The organism is Streptomyces hokutonensis, from assembly GCF_042751305.1.
Classification (GTDB): Bacteria; Actinomycetota; Actinomycetes; order Streptomycetales; family Streptomycetaceae; genus Streptomyces; species Streptomyces hokutonensis_A.
Genome location: NZ_JBHYWD010000007.1, coordinates 422852 through 445854 on the forward strand (window position 1 = coordinate 422852; position 23003 = coordinate 445854).

General features: G+C 68.4%; 20 protein-coding genes. 11 read left to right on the top strand and 9 right to left on the bottom strand.

Annotation, left to right across the window (positions count from 1 at the left end):
- Positions 1–42: 42 nt before the first annotated feature.
- The gene (locus ACFXC1_RS21615; protein WP_381244889.1) at positions 43–807 is read right to left on the bottom strand and encodes a DUF2127 domain-containing protein; all 765 of its coding nucleotides are present in this window, start codon (positions 805–807) and stop codon (positions 43–45) included.
- Positions 808–1035: 228 nt separating this feature from the next.
- A complete protein-coding gene (locus ACFXC1_RS21620; protein ID WP_381244891.1) occupies positions 1036–2451 on the bottom strand; it encodes a cation:dicarboxylate symporter family transporter in 1416 nt (471 codons plus the stop codon).
- A gap of 167 nt (positions 2452–2618) precedes the next feature.
- Between ACFXC1_RS21620 and ACFXC1_RS21625 the strand changes: the two genes are divergently transcribed.
- Both ACFXC1_RS21625 and ACFXC1_RS21630 read left to right on the top strand, forming a co-directional pair.
- Positions 2619–4325 carry a sensor histidine kinase gene (locus ACFXC1_RS21625; RefSeq protein WP_381244893.1) on the top strand — a complete coding sequence of 569 codons (1707 nt, stop codon included), beginning with the start codon at positions 2619–2621 and terminating at the stop codon, positions 4323–4325.
- On the top strand, positions 4322–5005 hold the full coding sequence (locus tag ACFXC1_RS21630) for a response regulator (RefSeq protein WP_381244895.1): 684 nt from the start codon (positions 4322–4324) through the stop codon (positions 5003–5005). Before ACFXC1_RS21625 ends, ACFXC1_RS21630 begins: the two co-directional genes overlap by 4 nt.
- On the opposite strand, the gene ACFXC1_RS21635 is transcribed toward ACFXC1_RS21630, so the two are convergent.
- Positions 4995–5549, bottom strand: a complete 555-nt coding sequence (locus ACFXC1_RS21635; RefSeq protein ID WP_381244897.1) for a hypothetical protein — start codon at positions 5547–5549, stop codon at positions 4995–4997. The genes ACFXC1_RS21630 and ACFXC1_RS21635 overlap by 11 nt on opposite strands.
- A 70-nt stretch (positions 5550–5619) precedes the next feature.
- On the opposite strand from ACFXC1_RS21635, the gene ACFXC1_RS21640 reads away from it, so the two are divergent.
- The 4 genes from ACFXC1_RS21640 to ACFXC1_RS21655 all read left to right on the top strand — a co-directional run bounded on the left by ACFXC1_RS21640 (position 5620) and on the right by ACFXC1_RS21655 (position 10143).
- Positions 5620–6372 (top strand): 5'-methylthioadenosine/S-adenosylhomocysteine nucleosidase, encoded by a 753-nt coding sequence (locus ACFXC1_RS21640; protein WP_381244898.1) that lies wholly within the window; start codon positions 5620–5622, stop codon positions 6370–6372.
- Between the two features lie 586 nt (positions 6373–6958).
- Positions 6959–8335, top strand: coding sequence for an extracellular solute-binding protein (locus ACFXC1_RS21645; RefSeq protein ID WP_381244900.1), 1377 nt, complete (start codon positions 6959–6961; stop codon positions 8333–8335).
- Complete coding sequence (locus ACFXC1_RS21650) at positions 8332–9300, top strand: carbohydrate ABC transporter permease (RefSeq protein ID WP_381244902.1); 969 nt, start codon at positions 8332–8334, stop codon at positions 9298–9300. The genes ACFXC1_RS21645 and ACFXC1_RS21650 overlap by 4 nt, the downstream gene beginning before the upstream one ends.
- 3 nt (positions 9301–9303) lie before the next feature.
- Positions 9304–10143, top strand: a complete 840-nt coding sequence (locus ACFXC1_RS21655) for a carbohydrate ABC transporter permease (RefSeq protein WP_381244904.1) — start codon at positions 9304–9306, stop codon at positions 10141–10143.
- Here ACFXC1_RS21655 and ACFXC1_RS21660 read toward each other — a convergent pair.
- Positions 10133–11038 carry a tetratricopeptide repeat protein gene (locus tag ACFXC1_RS21660; RefSeq protein ID WP_381244906.1) on the bottom strand — a complete coding sequence of 302 codons (906 nt, stop codon included), beginning with the start codon at positions 11036–11038 and terminating at the stop codon, positions 10133–10135. The two genes, ACFXC1_RS21655 and ACFXC1_RS21660, sit on opposite strands and share 11 nt — an antisense overlap.
- On the opposite strand from ACFXC1_RS21660, the gene ACFXC1_RS21665 reads away from it, so the two are divergent.
- Both ACFXC1_RS21665 and ACFXC1_RS21670 read left to right on the top strand, forming a co-directional pair.
- On the top strand, positions 11000–11407 hold the full coding sequence (locus tag ACFXC1_RS21665; protein ID WP_381244970.1) for a flavoprotein: 408 nt from the start codon (positions 11000–11002) through the stop codon (positions 11405–11407). The genes ACFXC1_RS21660 and ACFXC1_RS21665 overlap by 39 nt on opposite strands.
- Positions 11408–11874: 467 nt before the next feature.
- A complete protein-coding gene (locus ACFXC1_RS21670; RefSeq protein WP_381244908.1) occupies positions 11875–12504 on the top strand; it encodes a helix-turn-helix domain-containing protein in 630 nt (209 codons plus the stop codon).
- Positions 12505–12550: 46 nt separating this feature from the next.
- Here the strand turns inward: ACFXC1_RS21670 and ACFXC1_RS21675 are convergent, their stop codons facing one another.
- A complete protein-coding gene (locus ACFXC1_RS21675; protein WP_359616108.1) occupies positions 12551–13576 on the bottom strand; it encodes an ATP-dependent 6-phosphofructokinase in 1026 nt (341 codons plus the stop codon).
- Between the two features lie 199 nt (positions 13577–13775).
- Here ACFXC1_RS21675 and pta point away from each other — a divergent pair, with 199 nt between their 5' ends.
- The 3 genes from pta to pyk all read left to right on the top strand — a co-directional run bounded on the left by pta (position 13776) and on the right by pyk (position 18578).
- A complete protein-coding gene (pta, locus tag ACFXC1_RS21680; protein WP_381244910.1) occupies positions 13776–15866 on the top strand; it encodes a phosphate acetyltransferase in 2091 nt (696 codons plus the stop codon).
- Positions 15863–17074, top strand: a complete 1212-nt coding sequence (locus ACFXC1_RS21685; protein WP_381244912.1) for an acetate kinase — start codon at positions 15863–15865, stop codon at positions 17072–17074. The genes pta and ACFXC1_RS21685 overlap by 4 nt, the downstream gene beginning before the upstream one ends.
- 73 nt (positions 17075–17147) lie before the next feature.
- Positions 17148–18578, top strand: coding sequence for a pyruvate kinase (pyk, locus tag ACFXC1_RS21690; RefSeq protein WP_019073129.1), 1431 nt, complete (start codon positions 17148–17150; stop codon positions 18576–18578).
- 98 nt (positions 18579–18676) lie between these two features.
- On the opposite strand, the gene ACFXC1_RS21695 is transcribed toward pyk, so the two are convergent.
- The 4 genes from ACFXC1_RS21695 to ACFXC1_RS21710 all read right to left on the bottom strand — a co-directional run bounded on the left by ACFXC1_RS21695 (position 18677) and on the right by ACFXC1_RS21710 (position 22986).
- Positions 18677–19990: a hypothetical protein gene (locus ACFXC1_RS21695; RefSeq protein WP_381244914.1), complete on the bottom strand. Its 1314-nt coding sequence runs from the start codon at positions 19988–19990 to the stop codon at positions 18677–18679.
- The gene (locus tag ACFXC1_RS21700; protein WP_381244916.1) at positions 19980–20594 is read right to left on the bottom strand and encodes a DUF6114 domain-containing protein; all 615 of its coding nucleotides are present in this window, start codon (positions 20592–20594) and stop codon (positions 19980–19982) included. The genes ACFXC1_RS21695 and ACFXC1_RS21700 overlap by 11 nt, the downstream gene beginning before the upstream one ends.
- Positions 20595–20711: 117 nt before the next feature.
- Positions 20712–21362 carry a DUF6230 family protein gene (locus ACFXC1_RS21705; protein ID WP_381244918.1) on the bottom strand — a complete coding sequence of 217 codons (651 nt, stop codon included), beginning with the start codon at positions 21360–21362 and terminating at the stop codon, positions 20712–20714.
- Positions 21363–22008: 646 nt separating this feature from the next.
- The gene (locus ACFXC1_RS21710; protein WP_381244919.1) at positions 22009–22986 is read right to left on the bottom strand and encodes a tetratricopeptide repeat protein; all 978 of its coding nucleotides are present in this window, start codon (positions 22984–22986) and stop codon (positions 22009–22011) included.
- Between the last annotated feature and the right edge of the window lie 17 nt (positions 22987–23003).

Below are 23003 nucleotides of genomic sequence, written 5' to 3' on the forward strand. Positions count from 1 at the left end.
TTTGGGGCGATTGTCCCCGAACGGCCCTCTTCCGTTCCGCCCTCAGACCATCACCCCGGCGGACGTCTCCACCTCCAGCAGCGAGGCACTCTCCCGCTCCTCGTCGAACGCCTTCCGCCCTCCGCGCAGCCCGAACAGCCGCTTGGCGAGGGCGATGTAGAGGACCGCGAGGATGTTGAGGACCAGGGTGGCGATCTTCAACCAGCTGATGTGCTCGGTGAGTTCGTAGATCTCCAGCGGCAGGAACGCGGCGGTCGCGACCACTGTCAGATACTCCGCCCAGCGCTTGGCGTACCAGAGCCCGCCGGCCTCGACGAGTTCGATCAGCGCGTACGCCAGCAGCAGTACGGCGACCAGGACCAGCGTGGAGTGCTTGTAGCCGAAGGTCTTCTGGATGGAGCCGACGACCGGCGAGTGGTCGAGGTCGTAGTGGAAGTGCTTGAAGACCGGGCGGAAGACGTCGAGATACTCGTCGAAGAGCCTGCGCACCGAGTCCTGGCTGTTGCTGAACTTCCACACCGCGGCGGCGACCAGCACGATGAACACCCCGCGCACGGCCCGCTCGATCGCCAGGAACCGCAGGATGAACAGGTCCCGCAGCACCTTCCCGCGCGGCACCAGCGGGGCGTTCTCGGCCGGCCCCGACCCGTGCGGGTCGCCCAGCACGAAGTCGCCGCAGCGCAGACAGCGCCAGGCCGTACCGAACTTGGTCTCGACGCGCAGCCGCTCCCGCAGCGCCGTCTCGTCGGGTGCGTACGTCACATGCCCGTGCCGCGCGCAGTGCCGCCGGTCCCAGTCGATCTTCATGCCCATTCCCCCGTGACTCCCGCCGAACGAAAACGTGCCGTACCGCGCCGGAGGTTTCCGGCACGGCACGGCACGGTAGTGCATCCGCTTGAACGCCGGCCCCGGAGGGCGGGTGACGCGGGGTGGACCGGGCGGCTGAGCGACGGGGGGACACCCAGCCACCCGGAGTCCATGGGGCGTCCGGACTTTGTTCAGGTGGGTCCGGGCGCCCCGCTCGGGGGGGGCGGGTCAGGCCTTGGCGAGTTCCTTCTCGCCGCCCTGCTCGGGCACTCCGTCGAGGTGGTCGTCGCCGTCCTTCTCGTCGAGCAACGTCTTCTCGTCGAAGGGCAGTTCACCCGCGAGGACCCGGGTCACCCGCTCCTTGTCGACCTCGCCGGTCCAGGTGCCGATGAGCAGCGTGGCGACGGCGTTGCCGGCGAAGTTGGTGACCGCGCGGGCCTCGCTCATGAAGCGGTCGATGCCGATGATCAGGCCGACACCGTCGACCAGGGCCGGCTTGTGCGACTGCAGACCACTGGCGAGTACGGCGATACCGGAGCCGGAGACACCGGCCGCACCCTTGGAGGCGACCATCATGAAGAGCAGCAGGCCGATCTGCTGGCCGATGTTCATCGGCTGGTCCATGGCGTCGGCGATGAACAGCGAGGCCATGGTCAGGTAGATCATCGTGCCGTCGAGGTTGAAGGAGTAGCCGGTCGGCACGGTGATGCCGACGACCGGGCGGCTGACCCCGAGGTGCTCCATCTTCGCGATGAGCCGCGGCAGCGCGGACTCGGACGAGGAGGTGGAGACGATCAGCAGGAACTCCCGGCCGAGGTACTTCAGCAGCTGGAACAGGTTGACCTTGGCGACCAGCTTGGTCAGCGTGCCGAGCACGACCACGATGAACAGGAAGCAGGTGACGTAGAAGCCGAGCATGATCGTGCCGAGCGCCTTGAGGGCGTCCATCCCGGTCTCGCCGATGACGGCGGCCATCGCGCCGAAGGCACCGACGGGCGCGGCCCACATGATCATGCCGAGGATGCGGAAGACCAGCTTCTGGATGTACTCGACCCCGCGCAGCACCGGCTCGCCGGTCCGGCCCATGGCCTGCAGCGCGAAGCCGGTGAGCAGCGCGATCAGCAGGGTCTGCAGGACCTGGCCCTCGGTGAAGGCCGACACGAAGGTGGTCGGGATGATCCCGAGCAGGAAGTCGACCGGGCCTTCGGCGGCGGCCTGGGCCTGCGTGTGTCCGACGCCCTTGACGGCCTCGGTCAGGTGCATGCCGCTGCCCGGGTGGATGATGTTGCCGACGACCAGGCCGATGGCCAGCGCCACGAACGACATCGCGATGAAGTAGCCGAGCGCGAGTCCGCCGACCTTGCCGACCTGTGCGGCCTTCCGTACGGAGCCGACGCCGAGCACGATCGTGCAGAAGATGATCGGCGAGATCATCATCTTGATCAGCGAGACGAAGCCGGTACCGATCGGCTTCAGTTCCTTGGCGAAGTCGGGCGCGATGAACCCGACGGCGATACCGAGGGCCACCGCGACGATCACCGCGATGTAGAGGTAGTGGGTACGGTCCCGCTTCGCGGGGGGTGCGGCAGGTGCGGGAGCGGTGCTGGCCACGGCTGCCCTCCTTGACGACGTCGTCGGCATCATCCGGCGTGCGGCTCACGACCGGCGGAATCCCGTTGTGCGGCTCACATCCGGGAAGATCCGGGAGATGGGGGCTCCCAGGGGGTTGCGGTGACTATCTCCTGGCTTGTGAGGGCGGTCACCCTTACGTTCATTTAGTTCGCGCCATTTCGGAGAGGCACACTGACGCCATGCGCTTCCCGCACGTCCCCCGACCCCGCAGCCTCGCCGGTCAGCTCTTCGGCATGCAGGCGGTGCTGATAGCGGTCGTCGTCGCCGGGTACGCGCTGTTCACCTACGTCAGCGACCGCAGCCAGGCCGAGGACGCGGCCGGCCGCCAGGCCACGGCGGTGGCCCGCTCGGTCGCGGACTCCCCGTCGGTGGTCGCGGCGATCGGTACGTCCGACCCCACCGCGCACCTGGAGACGTACTCCCTGCGCGTCCAGCGCGACACCCAGGTCGACTTCGTCACGATCATGAACCCGAAGGGCATCCGCTGGACCCACCCGGTCAGGGACCAGATCGGCAAGAAGTTCCTCGGCCACATCGGGCCCGCCCTCAAGGGCAAGTCCTTCACCGAGACCTACACCGGCACGCTCGGCGCGTCCGTCCGCGCGGTCACCCCGATCTACGACACCGGGCACACCCGGATCATCGGCCTGGTCAGCGCCGGCATCCGGGTCGAGGCGATCACCCAGCGGGTGCAGGACCAGGTGACGGCGCTGATCGCGGTCGCGGCCGGCGCGCTGGCCCTGGGTGCCGTAGGAACGTATGTGGTGAACGCCCGTCTCCGCCGCCACACCCACAACATGAACGCGACCGAGCTGAGCCATATGCACGACTACCACCAGGCCGCGCTGCACGCGGTACGGGAAGGGCTGCTGATGCTCGACGGGCAGTACCGGGTGGCGCTCATGAACGACGGCGGGCGCGAGCTGCTGGGAGTATCGGGTGACGTGGTCGGCCGTTCGGTTGCGGACCTGGGTCTGCCCGCACCGCTGACAGGGGCGCTCCTGTCGTCGGAGGAACGGGTGGACGAGGTGCATCTGACGGCGTCCCGGGTGCTGGTGGTGAACACCTCACCGGTGTCGGGCGGTGAGCGCCGGGGAACGGTCGTGACCCTCCGCGATGTCACCGAACTCCAGTCCCTGATGGGCGAGTTGGACTCGGAACGCGGCTTCACGCAGGCGCTGCGGTCACAGGCGCACGAGGCGGCGAACCGCCTGCACACGGTCGTCTCGCTGATCGAGCTGGGGCGGGCGGAGGAGGCGGTGGACTTCGCGACGGCGGAGTTGGAGTTGGCCCAGACGCTGACGGATCAGGTCGTGTCGGCGGTCAACGAGCCTGTGCTGGCTGCCCTGTTGCTGGGCAAGACGGCTCAATCCAACGAGCGGGGCGTCGAGTTGGTGGTGTCCGAGGACAGCGGATTGGACGACGGCCTGCTGCCGGATTCGCTCTCCGCGCGGGACTTGGTGACGATCCTCGGGAACTTGATCGACAACGCGGTGGACGCGGCGCAGGGGAGCTTGCGGGCGCGGGTCACGGTGACTGCGCGGACGGAGGCGGAGGCGATGGGCTCCGGCTCCGGCTCCGCGCTGGTGCTGCGGGTGGCGGACACGGGGACGGGGGTCGATCCGGCGCACGCGGAGGCAGTCTTCCAGCGGGGCTTCTCGACGAAGCCGGCGGGACCGGGCGGCCGGGGGCTGGGACTGGCGCTGGTCCGGCAGGCGGTGAACCGGCATGAGGGGACGTTGACGGTGGCTGAGGCGGAGGGGGGCGGGGCGGTGTTCGAGGTGCGGTTGCCGTTGTGGGGGGCGGAGACGGAGACGGGTAGCGGCGAGGGTGGTGTCGGGGCGTCGTCGTCCCCGGGTGCTGCTTCCAGAGGTGAGGGCTCATGACTACGGCCGAGCCGATCCGGGTGCTGATCGTGGAGGACGATCCCGTCGCCGCCGACGCGCACGTGATGTACGTGGGCCGGGTGCCGGGGTTCGTGGCGGTGGGCAAGGCGCACACGGGGGCGGAGGCGAGACGGGCGCTGGAGCGGACGCAGGTGGATCTGCTGCTGCTGGATCTGCATCTGCCGGATGCGCACGGCTTGCAGCTGGCCCGGTCGTTGCGGGCCGCCGGCTACCACGCGGACGTGATCGCGGTGACGTCGGCGCGGGATCTGGCGGTGGTGCGGGAGGGGGTGTCACTGGGTGTCGTCCAGTACGTCCTGAAGCCGTTCACCTTCGCCACGCTGCGGGACCGGCTGATCCGGTACGCCGAGTTCCACGCGGCGGCGGGCGAGGCGAGCGGCCAGGACGAGGTCGACCGGGCGCTGGCTGCCCTGCGCGCGCCTTCGCCTGCGGCGCTGCCGAAGGGCTTGAGTGCGCCGACGTTGGAGAAGGTGACTGTCGCTCTGCGGGACTGCGGGGAGGGGCTTACGGCTGCGGGGGTGGCTGAGGCGGTGGGGATTTCCCGGATCACGGCTCGGCGGTATCTGGAGCATTTGGTGGAGGCGGGGAGGGCGGCGCGAAGTCCGCAGTACGGGACTGTGGGGCGGCCGGAGTTGCAGTATCGGTGGGTCAAGGGGTAGGCGGGCGGGGCGAGTTGGACGGTCGTGCGTAGCTCAGAACCTGGTGGCCGAGGCCGACGACGATGAGCGCCTCGACGACGGAGAGGGCGAGCAGGCCGGGGGACAGCTGGCCTGCGGCCCAATAGACGATGAGCCCGGCGAGCGGGACGAAGCAGAACGCCAGCAGGTCGACGGAGGCCTGGATGACCTTGCGGGAGCGGCGGCGGGTGTCGGAACGGTGGGCGGTCTCCCACGCGAACGCCTTCTCGGCGTACGCGAGTTGGGCCAGCCGGGGCCCCAGGTCGTCCCGTACGTACGTCCCGATCGCGGAGATCTTCTCGTCGTTCACGAGGTAGGTCCAGCCGAGCACGACACACACCGGGGGCAGCGCGAGCAGCATCTCGGACTGCTTGGCCTGGGCCGCGGCGGCGATGACGGCGGCGACGATGGTGAGGGTGACGTAGAGGAGGTTGTCGCGGAAGCCGATGCGGGTCTTCTGCTCGTCCTTGACGGTTTGGTATTCGGCGAGGAGTAGTTGGGCGACGGTGACGTCTCGGTCCGGCATTGCCCTCGCCTCTCCCCCGAGTGGTGCCAACACAGCGGCTGCGCAGGCGACTTGGAAGTACCTTATGTGAGTGACGCAACCCATTGTCGCGGTGCTGACCGCTCTGTCGCTGGAGTACAAGGCCGTGCACGCCCATCTCACGGATGTACGGAAGCGGGAGCATCCACGGGGTACGAGGGCCGCGATCGGTCGGCTCGCCGGAACACCTTGGGCCGTCGCCCTGGTCGAGATGGGCGAGGGAAACCTGACGGCCGCCGCGCTCACCGAACGGGTGATGTCGTGGCTGGAGCCGCAGGCGGTGCTGTTCGTAGGGGTCGCCGGGGGCCTGAAGAGCGACATCGGGCTGGGCGACGTGGTGGTGGCGACGAAGGTGTACGGCATCCACGGCGGCAAGGAGACCCCGGAGGGTTTTCTCGTACGGCCGGAGGCGTGGCGCGCGTCGCACCGGCTGGCGGCGGCTGCCCGGGAGGCGTTGCGGGACGACCCCCATGCCCATCTGAAGCCGATCGCCGCGGGGGATGTCGTCCTGGCCGCGCCCGAGTCCGCGCTCGCGGAACATCTGCGGCTCCATTACAACGACGCGGCGGCCATCGAGATGGAGGGCTCGGGGGTCGTGAGCGCGGTGGATCTCGCCGGCGGGGACGCGCTGGTGATCCGGGGGATCAGCGACCGGGCCGACGGGGACAAGTCCCGTACGGACGGGGAGGGTTGGCAGCCACGGGCCGCCGAGAACGCGGCGGCTGCGGCGGTGGCGGTGTTGCGGGAGTTGCGGCCGTGTCGGGGGCGGGTGGGGGGGTTCCGACAGAGAGGTCGAGGACTCTGAGGAGGGGCCCCATCAAGGGGCGCGGTACGGAGGGGATCACCTCGACTTTCGAGGGAGCACCTTCAACGGACCGTTCGTTGCCAAACGGGTGGACCGGGAGCGGTAGCAGTGGGGCGGGGCGCGGGTCCGTTCATGGTCCGGTGCCGGTTGCCACTGCCGCATTGCCTGCGGTGCCGGCGGGATTCATCGGGCGGGACGAGGACTTGGCGCGGTTGTCGCCGGTACTGGATCCGGCCGCGGAGTCCGATCTGCCGGTGGCGATCTGCGCGGTGTCCGGGCTGGGTGGAGGAGGGGATCGAGGCGTACGAGAAGACCCTGGAGCGCTACCGAGAGTTCGAGGACTGGTACGGGACGGGCCAGACCCTCTCGAACCAGCTCTTGCTCACCAAGATGCCACCCGCCCCACCGAGGCCCGCACCTGTTACCTCCAGTCCGCTCACGCCTGCTCTCGCGCCAACGCCCCCGCCGAAGCCGCCCGCGCCCAATCCCGCGCAGACTCATTGACCTGACTAGACCACTCCACTTACCTTCACCGGGCAGCCATCCCCCCAGGCCCTGGCCACAAAGACGTGAGCCGTAGGAGGTCGTGCCCGTGCGCCCCACCGCCGTCACCCTCGCAGCAGTCTCAGCCCTAGCCCTCGCCGCAACGACCCTCACCGCCTGCGGCAGCGGTTCCGGCAGCAGCCCCGACACCGTCAAGATCTCCTTCAAACAGTCGACGGACAACTCCATCAAGGTGATGGACACCTATCTCGCCGACATGAAGAAGCAGTTCGAGAAGCAGTACCCCGGCAAGAAGGTCGAGCTCGTCCCGATCAAGGCCCCGGACTCGGAGTACTACACCAAGCTCCAGCAGATGCTCCGCTCCCCCAAGACTGCCCCTGACCTGGTCTACGAGGACACGTTCCTCATCAACAGTGACATCACGTCCGGGTACTTGAAGCCGCTCGACTCGTACCTCTCCAAGTGGCCAGACTGGAACCAGTTCGTAGACACGGCGAAGTCCGCCGCGAAGGCCGAGGACGGAAAGACGTACGGCGTCCCGGACGGCACGGACACCCGCGGCCTCTGGTTCGACAAGGGAATCTTCAAGAAGGCGGGCCTGCCCGCGAATTGGCAGCCGAAGACGTGGGACGACGTCCTCGCCGCGGCCCGCGCGATCAAGCAGAAGGTCCCGAACGTCACCCCCCTCAACGTCTACACCGGTAAACCGGCCGGCGAAGCAGCCACCATGCAGGGCTTCGAGATGCTGCTCTACGGGACGAACGACGGCACCGCGGACCCCCTTTACGACAAGTCGTCGAAGAAGTGGATCGCGAAAAGCCAAGGCTTCAAGGACGCCCTCTCCTTCGTCCACACGGTCTACAAGGAGAAGCTCGGCCCGGACGTGTCGGACGCCCTCGACCCCAACATCCAGACCTACGTGGCCGGTGAACTCCTCCCCAAGGGCAAACTCGGCATCGCCCTCGACGGATCCTGGCTGCCGCAGGCGTGGTTGAAGGGCAGCGGTCACGAATGGCCGGACTGGTCACAGGAGTTGGGCCTCGCGTACATGCCCACGCAGACCGGCCAGGCCCCCGGCAAGGTGAGCATGTCGGGCGGCTGGACCTGGGCGATCCCCTCCAAGGCCGGCAACCCCGACCTGGCCTTCGACTTCATCAAGACGATGCAGACGAAGGCGAACGCGGAGAAGTGGTACATCGCCAACTCCGGTATCTCCGTACGCAAGGACGTCGCCGCCGACCCCGCGTACGCCAACGCCCAGCCCGGCATCAGGTTCTTCACGGACCTCGTCGCGAGCACGCACTACCGCCCCGCCTACCCGGCGTACCCGAAGGTCTCCACAGCTATCCAGGAGGCGATGGAGGGCGTGACGACGGGTGACATGTCCGTTGACAAGGCGGCGAGTTCGTACGACGACGAACTCAAGTCCGCCACGGACAACCAGGTCACCCAGCAGTGACCACCGCCCCCCGGCAAGCGGCGGGCCCGGACGCGACGAAGTCCGCCCCGGGCCCGGCCGCTCGCCGGTCCGCGCCCCAGCGGCACCTCCGCACCCGAAATCGCCATGGCAATCGCATCCTCACGCACCTCCTCCCCCTCTCCCCCGCCCTGACCCTCCTGCTCCTCTTCCTGGCCGTCCCGATCGGCTACTGCGCCTACATCGCCTTCACCGACCTCCAACTCACCGGCCAGGCCCACTCGTCCTTCGTGGGCTTCACGAATTTCCGTACGGCCTTCAAGGACGCGGAATTCCTCAACGCGGTATGGCTGACGCTGGTGTTCACGGTGTTGTCGTCCCTGATCGGCCAGAACACCCTCGGCCTGGCGCTCGCGACCCTCATGCAACGCGCGTCAAAACCGATCCGCACGCTCACAGGCGCGATCGTCATCACGGCCTGGGTCCTCCCAGAGGTGGTGGCGGGCTTCCTCCTCTACGCCTTCTTCCGCCGGGAAGGCACCCTGAACGCCATCCTGGACTGGCTCCAACTCCCGTCCCAGAACTGGCTGTTCACACTCCCGATCCTGGCGGTCTCCTTCGCGAACGTCTGGCGGGGAACGGCCTTCTCGATGCTGGTCTACTCAGCGGCCCTCAACGAGATCCCCAAGGAGATCACGGAAGCGGCGGAGGTCGACGGCGCGGGCGGCTGGCGCCGGATGTGGCACATCACGCTCCCGATGATCCGCCGCTCGATCGGCACGAACCTCATGCTCAACACCCTCCAGACCCTCTCCGTCTTCGGTCTGATCTGGGTGATGACGAGAGGCGGCCCGGGAAACAAGAGCCAGACCCTCCCCCTCTACATGTACGAACAGGCCTTCCAGAACAGCATGATCGGCTACGCCACGGCGGTAGCCCTGCTCCTCCTCCTGGTCGGCTCCCTCTTCTCGGTGATCTACATGCGCCTGCTGCGAACGGAGGTCTGATCCATGGCACTCACCCTCTCCTCCCGCCGCACGACCCGACGCCTGGCGGCGGACGCGGGCCTGCTGGTGGTCGCGGCGACGTTCGCACTGCCACTGCTCTGGGTAGTCCTGTCGTCCCTCGACCCCCACGCGGACCTAAAGGTGAAGGCCCCCGACAGCCTGACCTTCGACAACTTCCACACGATCCTGAACTCGGACATCACCTTCACCCCCCTCCTCAACAGCCTGATCCTGTGTGGCTTCGGAACCCTGCTGACAGTGGTGTGCTCGGCACTGGCGGCATACCCGCTCTCCCGCTTCCGGTCCCGCCTCAACCGCCCCTTCCTCCTGACGATCCTCTTCGCAACGAGCCTTCCGATCACCGCGATCATGGTGCCGGTGTACGCGCTGTTCGTACAGGTGAACCTCATCGACACCATGCAGGGCACGATCTTCTTCTTCGCCGCGTCTCAACTGCCGTTTGCTATTTGGCTGATGAAGAACTTCATGGACGGGGTGCCGAAGGAATTGGAGGAGGCGGCGTGGACCGACGGGGCGTCGTCGCTTCAGTCGCTCGTGCGGATTGTGTTGCCGCTGATGGGACCGGGGGTGGCGGTGGTGACCGTCTTCTCGTTCGTGATGATGTGGGGCAACTTCTTCGTCCCGTTCATGCTGCTGCTCACACCGGATCAGATGCCGGCGAGCGTGAGCATCAACGAGTTCTTCGGGAATCGGGGGATGGTGGCTTACGGGCAGCTGGCCGCGTTCTCCGTCGTCTACTCGACGCCGGTGATCCTGCTGTACGTGCTGGTGGCTCGGCGGCTGGGCGGCGGGTTCGCGCTGGGCGGGGCGGTCAAGGGGTAGGCCGGTCGAACCGGAGTCGTTCTTGCTCCTCGGCCAGGGCAAGCGCCTCGGCGGCTTCCTTCACCGCACCTGCTCGGGTGTAGGCCTCGGAAGCCTGGACCCAGCAAGTGACGGCCTCGGCCGGGTGCTGGTCCGCTTCGTGGCACAGCGCAACGTTGTGCAAAACCTGCCCGGTCCAGTACCAGTCACCCAGTTCCCGGAAGATCTCCCGCCCCGATCCCAAGCTCTCGATCGCCTCCTCCGTCCGGCCGGCATCGATCAGGGCGGATCCGAGATTGTTCTCAGCGCCTGCCTCACGGCGAAAGTCCCCTACGGTCCGAAACAGGTCGCGGGCACGGGCGGTCATCTCGATCGAGTCCGCGACCCGCCCCATCTGCGACAAGGCAACCCCGAGACAGTCCAATGCAACGGCCTCCAGGTGTGCGTCGCCAACGACCTGGAAGAGATCGCGAGCATGGGTGAGAGCCTCGATCGCCTCGTCCTCCCGACCCGCCGCCAGCAGATCCAGGCCGAGGTTGTTCCACGACACGGCCTCGCTGCGGTGCTCCCCGACAGACCGGAAGAAATCGCGTGCGCGTGTATGGACGTCGATGGCCTCGGCCACCTCGCCAACCCTTCGCAAGGCGTTCCCGAGGTTGTTCGACGCGCCCGCCTCACGGTCGGGATCGCCAAGGCGACGAGCAGCACTGAGGGCAGCTCTGCTCACAGTGACCCCGTCGTCGAAAAGTCGTTGCCGCTCCAGGTACACCACCAGGCATGCCGCCAACAACACGGCCCGGCTCTGGTACCGCTTCTCCTCAGCCCAGCCGAGTACGGCGATCAGCCCCGGTCGCTCCGCGTCAAACCACGCGAATGCCTGTGCCGACTCGGCGAACTGGCGCGGCTGACAGGCCACCCCGTGCGCAGCGAGTACAAGATGCCGGGCGAGCCGGACGTCTGGCCGAAGGCGGACGTGATCGCGGTCGCGCCGGCGACCTTCAACACCGTCAACTCATGGGCGCTGGGGCTGACTCACGACTTCGTGGTCGGGGTCGTCGCCGAGGGCATCGGCAAGGGCATCCCCATCGTCGCCATGCCCTGCGTCAACTCGGCGTACGTACAGCACCGGCAATTCGAGCGCAGCGTCGCCGAGTTGCGTGCCATGGGCGTACAACTCCTCTACGGCGAGGGCGGCTTCGTGCCGAACCAGCCGGGGCAGGGCAAGCCGAAGGAGTTCCCCTGGGGACTGGTGCTCGACGCCGCGGAGGGCGCAACGCGCACCTGAGCATCCAACCGGCGAACCCCCGCAGACAGCGACCGTCGATATCCCGCCACCCCCCACTTCCCCCCACGCCCGATCATCACCCCCACCACAAACGCACTCATCTTCGACCCCCGCCCACACACCCGAGACCGCCCCTCCACCACCACCCCCTCCGCCAATGCCCCCCGCCCCGGCAAATGGCAAGGTAGATCGGCATATTCACCGCCCCCCGGTCACCATCCGACTCCCCCAGTCACCACTCACCGTCACCACCCACCCCCGCCCCAGCCGCATTCGATCTCCTCCGCGCGACCGAATCCGTACGTTCATACAATCCGTAATCCTGGCCGAACAGACCGTAGTCACCGCACCCAGGCGCCCCTAACTTGTGCCCCGTGCGCCGACCCCCAGCTCGACCCAGCCAGTCCACGCCGCCCACACCGCCGTTCAACGCCCCCGCCGCCCGCAGGCTCAGGACCGCTCTGAACATGGGTCCCGAACACGTCGCGTACGGAATGCGTGCCTCGTTCGGGCTGCCCTATGTCACTCCGGACCTGGTCATCGCCTGGGAGCGTGGGCTCACCGCTCCGTCCAGTCCCGAACTCACCGCGCTCGCGGGCGTGTTGTGGTGCTCCGCGAGTGAACTCATCGGCAGGCCACGCACGCTGCGTGAGCACCGGCTCGCCCGTGGCCTCGCGCCGGAGGACATCGCGCGTGCCGTCGGGCTCGAACTCCTCGTGTATTTACGGATGGAGGAGAACGACGAGTGGCGCGGCACCGAGCGCCAGTCCACCGCGCTCGCCGAACTGCTCGACCTCTCACTGCCCGACTTCGTCAGCGTCACCGGACGCGACGCCAAGCTCGCGGAGCTGCTGCGCAGCGCGGTGACCACCCGCTGGCAGGCCTACGTGCGGCCGATCGGCAAAATGGTGCCCCTGGACCGGCACCACCTGGAGGACTCCCTCAAGGAACTCCACCAGGACTACCAGGGGCAGATGCTCGCCACCCTCAGCTGGGCCGGCGGCAACTCCCCCGGCGACGCGAGCGAGGCCGGCCGCGACTTCCTCGACCAGATCATCGACCGCTTCTGGGCCATGGTCGAGAGGAGTACCTACTGAACGCGCCGGACCGAACCGCCGCCGTATCGAATCCGCCGTACCGGACCTAGAAGACCGACTCCGCCTCGTCCATCCGGTCCTTCGGTACCGTCTTCAGCTCCGTGACCGCCTCCGCCAGCGGCACCATCACCACGTCCGTGCCGCGCAGCGCCGTCATCCGGCCGAAGTCACCCCGGTGTGCCGCCTCCACCGCGTGCCAGCCGAAGCGGGTCGCGAGCACCCGGTCGTACGCGGTCGGTACGCCGCCGCGCTGGATGTGGCCGAGGATGACCGGCTTGGCCTCCTTGCCGAGGCGGCGTTCGAGTTCGTAGGCCAGTGCCGTGCCGATGCCCTGGAAGCGCTCGTGGCCGAACGCGTCGATCTCGCCCTTGCCGTAGTCCATGGAGCCCTCGGCGGGGTGCGCGCCCTCGGCGACGCAGACGACCGCGAACCGCTTGCCGCGGGCGAAGCGCTCCTCGACCATCTTGACCAGGTCGGCGGGGTCGAAGGGGCGCTCGGGCAGGCAGATGCCGTGGGCGCCCGCCGCCATCCCGGACTCCAGCGCGATCCAGCCCGCGTGCCGGCCCATGACCTCGACGACCATCACTCGTTGGTGGGATTCCGCGGTCGTCTTGAGGCGGTCCATCGCCTCTGTGGCGACACCCACCGCCGTGTCGAAGCCGAAGGTGCGGTCCGTGGACGAGATGTCGTTGTCGATCGTCTTGGGGACTCCGACGACCGGCAGGCCCGCGTCCGACAGCATCCGCGCCGCTGTGAGCGTGCCCTCGCCGCCGATCGGGATCAGCGCGTCGATGCCGAAGTCCCGCGCGATGTCCAGCGCGTTCTCGCACGCTTCCCGCAGGCGGTCCCGCTCCAGGCGGGAGGAGCCCAGGATCGTGCCGCCGCGGGCGAGGATGCCGCTGACCGCGTCGAGGTCGAGGGTGCGGTAGTGGCCCTCGAGCAGTCCGGCGTAGCCGTCCTCGAAGCCGATGACCTCGTCGCCGTAGTTGTCGACCGCTCGGTGCACGACCGATCGGATCACGGCGTTCAGGCCGGGGCAGTCGCCGCCTGCGGTGAGAACTCCGATGCGCATCGTGCGTGTCTCCTGCTCGCTGTTGAGACCGGTGAGCCGGATCCGATTGTTTCACGTCCCTCAGGGCGGTGCCGCTCCCGTCCGACCGAGGGGCGCCTTAACCACCCTCGGAGGTATTGTCAAGACGCTTCCGCTCACCCCGGTGGGCGATTTTTATGACCACCGAAACGAAGCGCCGAAACGAAGCGAGGTAGCACGCGTGACCCGCAGCGTGTACGTGACCGGGATCGACCGCGGCGACGGCCGTCAGGTCGTCGAGCTGGGGGTCATGGAGCTCCTGACCCGCCAGGTCGACCGGGTGGGGGTGTTCCGTCCCCTGATCCATGACGATCCCGATCGACTGTTCGAACTGCTGCGCGCCCGCTACCGGCTCTCCCAGGACCCGGCGACCGTCTACGGCCTGGACTACCACGAGGCGTCCGCCCTCCAGGCCGAGCAGGGCACCGACGAGCTGGTGTCGACGCTCGTCGAGCGGTTCCATCTCGTCGCCCGGGACTACGACGTCGTCCTCGTCCTCGGCACCGACTTCGCGGACACCCAGTTCCCGGACGAGCTGGCCCTCAACGCCCGCCTCGCCAACGAGTTCGGCGCGTCCGTGATCCCCGTCGTCGGCGGCCGCAAGCAGACCTCCGAGTCCGTGCTCGCGGAGACCCGCAACGCGTACCGCGCGTACGACGGCCTCGGCTGCGACGTCCTCGCCATGGTCACCAACCGGGTCGCCCCCGAGGACCGGGAGGAGATCGCCGAGCGGCTCACCACCCGGCTGCCGGTGCCCTGTTACGTCGTACCGGACGAGCCCGCGCTCTCCGCACCGACCGTCGCGCAGATCACCCACGCGCTCGGCGGCCGGGTCCTCCTCGGGGACGACTCGGGGCTCGCACGCGACGCGCTGGACTTCGTGTTCGGCGGAGCCATGCTGCCCAACTTCCTCAAGGCGCTGACCCCGGGCGCGCTGGTCGTCACCCCGGGCGACCGCGCCGACCTGGTCATCGGGGCGCTGGCCGCGCACAGCGCCGGCACCCCGCCGATAGCCGGCGTCCTGCTCACCCTGAACGAGGTGCCGAGCGACGGGATCCTCACCCTCGCCGCCCGCCTCGCGCCGGGCACTCCGGTGGTCTCGGTGGCCGGGAACTCCTTCCCCACCGCCGGCGAACTCTTCGCCCTGGAAGGGAAGTTGAACGCGGCCACCCCGCGCAAGGCGGAGACCGCGCTCGGCCTCTTCGAGCGGTACGTAGACACGAACGACCTGCTCAAGCGGGTCTCCGCGCCGAGCAGCGACCGCCTCACCCCGATGATGTTCGAGCACACGCTCCTGGAGCGGGCCCGCTCCGACAAGCGCCGGATCGTCCTCCCCGAGGGCACCGAGCCCCGCGTCCTGCACGCCGCCGAGGTGCTGCTGCGCCGAGGCGTCTGCGAGTTGACGCTCCTCGGTCCCGAGGACCAGATCCGCAAGCGCGCCGCCGACCTCGGCATCGACCTCAGTGCCGCCCAGCTGATCGACCCCCAGACCTCCGAACTCCGCGACCGCTTCGCCGAGACGTACGCCGAACTCCGCGCCCACAAGGGCGTGACCGTCGAGCTGGCCTACGACGTCGTCGCCGACGTGAACTACTTCGGCACGCTGATGGTGCAGGCCGGGCTCGCCGACGGGATGGTCTCCGGCGCCGTGCACTCCACGGCCGCCACCATCCGCCCCGCCTTCGAGATCATCAAGACCAAGCCGGACGCCGACATCGTCTCCTCCGTCTTCTTCATGTGCCTCGCCGACAAGGTCCTCGTCTACGGCGACTGTGCGGTCAACCCCGACCCGAACGCCGAGCAGTTGGCCGACATCGCCATCCAATCCGCCGCCACCGCCGAGCAGTTCGGCGTCGCCGCGCGGATCGCCATGCTGTCGTACTCGACCGGTACGTCCGGCTCGGGCGCCGACGTCGACAAGGTGCGCGAGGCCACCGAGCTGGTACGGCTGCGGCGGGCCGATCTGCGGATCGAGGGGCCCATCCAGTACGACGCCGCCGTCGAGCCGAGCGTCGCCGCCACCAAGATGCCGGAGTCCGAAGTCGCGGGCCGGGCAAGCGTGTTGATCTTCCCCGACCTCAACACCGGCAACAACACCTACAAGGCCGTGCAGCGTTCGGCCGGCGCGATCGCCGTCGGGCCGGTGCTCCAGGGGTTGCGCAAGCCGGTCAACGACCTGTCCCGGGGCGCTCTCGTCTCCGACATCGTGAACACCGTCGCCATCACGGCGATCCAGGCCCAGAACCCGACGAAGAAGGCAACCGCCCAGTGAGTCCGACCCGTGTCCTCGTCCTCAACTCCGGCTCCTCGTCGGTGAAGTACCAGCTGCTCGACATGCGCGGCGGCGAACGGCTGGCCATGGGGCTCGTCGAGCGCATCGGCGAGGAGACCTCCCGGCTCAAGCACACCTGCGTCACGACCGGCGCCGTACGGGAGTTGATCGCACCGATCGCCGACCACGAGGCCGCCCTGAAGGCCGTGGCGGAGCAACTCGCAACGGACGGGCTCGGGTTGGACTCCCCCGAGCTGGCGGCCATCGGACATCGAGTCGTGCACGGCGGGAAGACGTTCACCGCGCCCACCGTCATCGACGACACCGTGCTCGCCGAGATCGAGCGGCTGATACCGGTGGCCCCGCTGCACAATCCGGCGAACCTGGTCGGGATCCGTACCGCGCAGGCGTTGCGGCCGGATCTGCCGCAGGTGGCCGTGTTCGACACCGCGTTCCACACGACGATGCCGGAGTCGGCCGCGCGGTACGCGATCGACGTGGCGACGGCCGACGCATACCGGATCCGGCGGTACGGGTTCCACGGGACCTCGCACGCGTATGTGTCGCGGGCGACGGCGAAGCTGCTGGGGAAGGCGCCCGAGGACGTCAACGTGATCGTGCTGCACCTCGGGAACGGGGCGTCCGCCTCCGCCGTCGAGAAGGGGCGGTGCGTGGAGACCTCCATGGGGTTGACGCCGTTGGAGGGGCTGGTGATGGGGACCCGGTCGGGAGACCTGGATCCGGCCGTCATCTTCCATTTGATGCGTGTTGGCGAAATGTCCACCGATGAGATCGACACTCTTCTCAACAAGAAGAGCGGTCTGATCGGGTTGTGCGGGGACAACGACATGCGCGAGATCCGGCGCCGGATCGACGAGGGCGACGAACGGGCGGAACTCGCCTTCGACATCTACATTCACCGTTTGAAGAAGTACATCGGTGCCTACTGCGCGGTACTCGGCCGGGTGGACGCGGTCGCCTTCACGGCGGGGGTCGGGGAGAACGCGAGTGAGGTGCGGGAAGCTGCCGTGGCGGGCCTGGAGCTGCTGGGGCTCGAGGTCGACGGGGCGCTGAACGCCGTACGGAGTGACGAGCCGCGGCTGATCTCGCCGGCGTCGTCGCGGGTCGCGGTCGCGGTGGTGCCGACGGACGAGGAATTGGAGATCGCCACACAGACGTATGCACTGGTCGGAAATTCCAACGCCTGAGCGCCTGCCCGCCCATTTGTATCTTCCGCCAGACGGAATATTCCGTAGCGAAACAAACCGATAGGATCGTCCCATGCGCCGTTCGAAAATCGTCTGTACTCTCGGCCCCGCGGTCGACTCCCACGAGCAGTTGGTGTCGCTGATCGAGGCCGGCATGAATGTGGCCCGCTTCAATTTCAGCCACGGTACCCACGCCGAGCACCAGGGGCGGTACGACCGCGTCCGTGCCGCGGCCAAGGAGACCGGCCGTGCCATCGGCGTCCTCGCCGACCTGCAGGGCCCGAAGATCCGCCTGGAGACCTTCGCCGAGGGTCCCGTCGAGCTGGTGCGCGGTGACGAGTTCACCATCACCACCGAGGACGTCCCGGGCGACAAGACCATCTGCGGTACGACGTACAAGGGCCTGCCCGGTGACGTCTCCCGCGGCGACCAGATCCTGATCAACGACGGCAACGTCGAGCTGAAGGTCCTGAGTGTCGAGGGCCCGCGGGTGAAGACGATCGTCATCGAGGGCGGCGTCATCTCCGACCACAAGGGCATCAACCTGCCCGGCGCGGCCGTCAACGTGCCCGCGCTGTCCGAGAAGGACGTCGAGGACCTGCGCTTCGCGCTGCGGATGGGCTGCGACATGGTCGCCCTGTCCTTCGTGCGCGACGCGAGCGACGTGTACGACGTCCACAAGGTGATGGACGAGGAGGGCCGCCGGGTCCCCGTCATCGCCAAGGTGGAGAAGCCGCAGGCGGTCGCCAACATGGAGGCCGTGGTCGCGGCGTTCGACGCGGTGATGGTGGCCCGTGGCGACCTCGCTGTGGAGTACCCGCTGGAGAAGGTCCCGATGGTGCAGAAGCGCCTGGTGGAGCTGTGCCGGCGGAACGCCAAGCCGGTGATCGTGGCGACCCAGATGATGGAGTCGATGATCACCAACTCCCGTCCCACGCGCGCCGAGGCCTCCGACGTGGCCAACGCGATCCTGGACGGCGCGGACGCGGTCATGCTGTCCGCCGAGTCCTCGGTGGGCGCCTATCCGATCGAGACCGTGCAGACGATGTCGAAGATCGTCCAGGCGGCCGAGGAGGAGCTGCTCAGCAAGGGCCTTCAGCCGCTCGTGCCGGGCAAGAAGCCGCGTACGCAGGGTGGTTCGATCGCGCGTGCCGCGTGCGAGATCGCGGACTTCCTCGGCGGCCGGGCCCTGGTGGCGTTCACGCAGTCCGGTGACACCGCCCGCCGGCTCTCCCGCTACCGCGCCGCGCAGCCGATCGTCGCCTTCACCACGGACGAGGGCACCCGCAACCAGCTCACGCTCAGCTGGGGCGTGGAGTCGCACGTGGTGCCGTTCGTCAACAGCACGGACGAGATGGTCGACATGGTCGACGGCGAGATCGCCAAGATCAACCGCTTCAACCCGGGCGAGACCGTCATCATCACGGCCGGTTCGCCCCCCGGTGTGGCCGGCACGACGAACATGCTCCGCGTCCACCACCTCGGTGGCGGCGAGGGCAACTGACGTACCGCTGAAGGCTCTTGTACGGCGCTGAGGGCGCCCCCTGGGAAAGGGGGCGCCCTCAGTTTGTGCGCGGCTCCCGAACGGGCTTGTGCGGGCGCTCAGTTCTGGTAGCTGCGCAGCCCGGGGACGGTCAGCGTGCCGCCGAACTGGCCGGCCTGGACCACCTTCACGTTGGTGAAGTAGATCAGCGGGATGTTCAGCGGGGGCGGGTTCTTCGGGTCGAACGTGATCGGGATCAGGCCGAACAGGTTGCCCGAGATGGACTCCGTGTACATCACCGTGTCGCCGTCGCGGATGGTGGACGTCGAGCCCTTGGCCGCCTGCACGTGGTAGGTCTTGCCGGACTGCTTGTCGTTGACCGTCTGGTGCAGGTCGCCGATGTCGGTGCCGCCGGAGATGACGTACTTCAGGACCTTCTTGACCTTGCCGCTGGCGGTCTTCACCTCGACGACGCCCTTGTAGTCGGCGCCCTTGAGCAGCAGCGAGCTGGCGTTCAGGTACCAGGGGTCGTCGGGCAACAGGATCTTGTTGTCGACGCCGCTGGTGTCGTCCGTGGCGACCGGGCAGTCCGAGGTGTCGGCGCTCTCGCTCGCGGACGGGCTCGGGGTGGCCGTGGCGGTGGCCGTGTCCTCGGCCGCCTTGGTGGCCTCGGCGGCCGCCTTGGTCGCCGTGTCCGTGGTGTCCTTCACGGTGTCGTCGACCGTGTCGGTGACCTTCTTGGTGGTGTCCTTGACCGTGTCGGACGCGCCGGCGGAGCCGTCGCCGGAACTCGTCGAGGCGGACGCGGACGCGGTCGGCGTCGGCGTGGCGCTCGCCGTGGAGTCCGAGCTCGACGAACCGCCGGTGAGGATGCCGGTGATGGCGTCGCCGATGGTGTCCAGCAGGTTGCCGCTGCTCTCGGACGCCGAGGGCGTCGCGGTGGCGGTGCTGCTCGACGAACCGCTCGTGTCGGCCGACTTGCTCGCCGTGGCGGACGGCGTGGGCGTGGCCGTGTCGTCGGAACCCGAATCCGACGAAGAGGTCTTGCCCGAGTCCTTCGTGGTGGAGTCCGTCGCGGTCGCGGAGGGCGTCGCGTCGGCCTTGGCGGAGTCGCTCGCACTGGTGGACGGCGAAGCCGAGGGAGTGGCACTGGCCGTGGAGTCGGCGAGGGCCGCGACGCAGTCCTTGTACTCGTCGGCGGTCAGGCTCTTCGACGACGGCGAGGTCGTCGAGCCGTTGTCGGCGAGGGCGAGCGAGGACGTGAAACCCAGCCCGACGATGACGGCGGTCGGCATCGCCACCGTGGCTATCGCCTTGCCGGCGGGCATGTGGAGCCTGGTGAACAGCGGCTTCTTGGGCGCCGCGTGCCGCGGCCCGGTTCTCACACGGGACGCGTCCACGTCAGTCCCGTGGGTCACCTCGTCAGCCGGCACTGTGCCTCCCGTTCGCCCCGTTGTTCACCGGGCTCGTTCCTGACAGATCCTTGGGCTCGTCCGCGTCGTCGGCGGACTCGTGCGGCGTCGGCTCCTGAGGCGCGGCTTCGTAGTACGACGCGGACTCGTGAGGCGCGGCCTCGTACGGGGCGGCTGCGGGCGCGCCGCCCTCTCCCTGCGTGTCCTCGGCCAGTGCCTGCGGCTCAGGCGGTGCGCCCGGCGCCCACGACACGGCCAGCGCTCCGCCGACCATGGCGAAGAGGAAGCCGATGAGGAAGCCGCCGAGGTTGGACACGGGGATGGACACCAGCGCCAGCAGAATCGCCGCGACACCCGCGAAGGTGCGCACGTGCTTCTGGAACCAGAGGCTGAAGCCCAGGACGACGAGCAGCACACCGATGATCAGGGACCCGGCGCCCGCGGTCGTCGCCATCGCCAGCGTCAGATGCCCGATCTGGAGATGCGCGTACGGGAAGTAGGCGATCGGGAGTCCGCCGAGCATGACGTACAGACCGGCCCAGAACGGCCTCGTGCCACGCCAGGCGCGGAACTGCAGCCTCCGGCGGGTGAACTGACCGGGTGCGGCAGGAGTCTCGGCGCTCATGGAAAACAGCTCCCTGGTACGGCGTTGCTGTGGTGGAGAGTTGCACCTCGTGTGAAGGCGCTGGTGGAAGGTGGACGGGGGGGGGCGCCACCGGCTCCCCCGCCCGCCGTCAAGTGCCTAGTAGCACTCGTGGGTGCCGGCCGAGACCGACATCTTCAGCCCGCTGAGCTTGAAGGTTCCGGCGGTGGTGGCCCACGCCGTCTGCTTCACGTTGGTCAGCTCGGCCGACTCGGCCTGCTGGGCGAAGCCGTAGGGGTTGGCAGCCTCGCTGCCGCCCTTCATGCCCGGACCCTTGCCGCCCTTGTCGGTACCGGTGTTGCCGGCCGCCACACCGATGTCGATGTTGTGGAACACAGCGTCGGCGCTGAGGTCCTCGACGTCGATGTACAGGTTCGTCGCCTCGACCGGCGTACCGCCGCCGCCCGCCTTCAGCACGAGGCTGACGGAACCGAGCAGCGGGATGTTCGGGGTGACCACCGACTGGCACATGTTGGTGATCGACGCCGACTGGAACGACGAAACGGCGACGGGGTGCAGCGACTTGCTGCCGTCCAGGTTGTAGCCCGAGTCCAGGGCTCCGTACTGGGCGAAGCCCTTGCCGTTGAGCGAGTCCGCCGTCACCTTGAACGACTGACCCGAAACGCTGAATGACGCGGCGAGAGCGCCCTGCGCGAGGGCGACACCTATACACGCCGTAGCGGCGACGCTGGGCACCATGACCACAGCGAAGCGCTTCCATCTCGTCCCGCCACGCACCTGGGACTCCATATTTCCTCCTTCTCGGACGTACATCTCCTGGCCCTGACTGCCCCCAGATGGCGGCTCAGCCGGGCAGGGATGGGAGAAGTGCTACGTCCTCGGGAAGGGGAGCGCCTGTACCCGGAGGCGCGAACCCGCGCACCGATCACCGGCGATCACCCCCGAGCGACAACCACTGGTCGCGCCTGACGCACATCACGCACAACCTTGCTGGACAGGCTCCGCCGTACGGCGAAGACCCCCCTGCCCAAGAGCCGACTCCATTGTTTCCGGCTCTACTCGGTGGGGACCCAGGAGACCCGTCTCCCCGACCGGCTGTCGGGGTACGGAAACGGACCGAGCGTCGCCGATCGTGGTGCATTCTCGCCGCCCGCACAAGGGGCTTCGTTACTGGGTAGTAACGAGCGGATAACCGAACAACGACCCGCCGGTATCGACCGACGACGCTGGGTGTCATCCTGGGCCAGGACAAAACCGTTGATCTTCGGACGGAATCCGACAGAACAACGGCCTCGGCTTACTCCAAGTAACAGCGACCGCGATTACCAAGATTTGGTAAAGCGCGGTCGCAGTGACACTCCGTCGGCAAATCTTTCACACCGGCAACACCGTTCCCGAGGTTTACCGACTGGTCAGAACCGGCCTCGGGCCCCGCTCAGAACAGCGCCCGCGCCAGTGCCCGCCGGGCCGCCGTCACCCTCGGGTCGTCGGCCCCGACGACCTCGAACAGCTCCAGCAGCCGCACCCGTACGGTGTCCCGGTCGTCACCCGCCGTGCGCCGCACGGTCTCGATCAACCGCCCGAACGCGTCCTCGACATGACCGCCCACCAGATCCAGGTCCGCGGCGGCGATCTGCGCCGGCACGTCACCCGGCTTCTCGGCGGCCTCCGTACGCACCTGCTGCGGGTCGAGCACGGACACCCGCTGCAGCAACTCGGCCTGCGCGAGGCCGAGCTTGGCCTCCGAGTTGCCCGGATCGTCGCTCAGCACGTTCTTGTAGGCCTGCACGGCCCCGCCGAAGTCCCCCGCGTCCAGGGCCTGTACGGCGGCCTCCAGCAGGGCGTCGTAGGGTCCTGCCGGCATCTCGGCCGCGGCCTCGGGCCGCTCCCCCGGTACTGCGTCCGGGTCGACGTCGAGCCCGGTGAGACCGAAGCGCTGCTCGGCGACCTGGATCAGCTGGTCGAGGGTCTGGCGGATCTGCGGTTCGGCGGCGGCCCCCTGGAAGAGCGGCAGCGCCTGCCCCGCGACCACCGCGAAGACGGCCGGGATGCCCTGCACCCCGAACTGCTGCATCAGCATCTGATTGGCGTCGACGTCGATCCTGGCAAGGACGAAGCGGCCGTTGTAATCGAGGGCGAGCCGCTCCAGGATCGGGCTCAGCTGCTTGCACGGCTCGCACCACTCGGCCCAGAAGTCGATGACGACCGGGACCTCGGTGGACCGCTGCAGGACCTCGCTCTCGAAGCCCGCCTCATCTACGTCGATCACAAGATCGGCCGGCGAGACGGCTCCGCCACCGCCCTGCCTGGCGGATTCGGCGCGCGCCTGCTCCGCCTTGGCCTTGGCCTCCTGGGCCGCCTTCACCGCGGCGAGGTCGACGACTCCGCTCATGGACATGTTCCGTGGCTGCATGCGTCTATCCTCCCCCG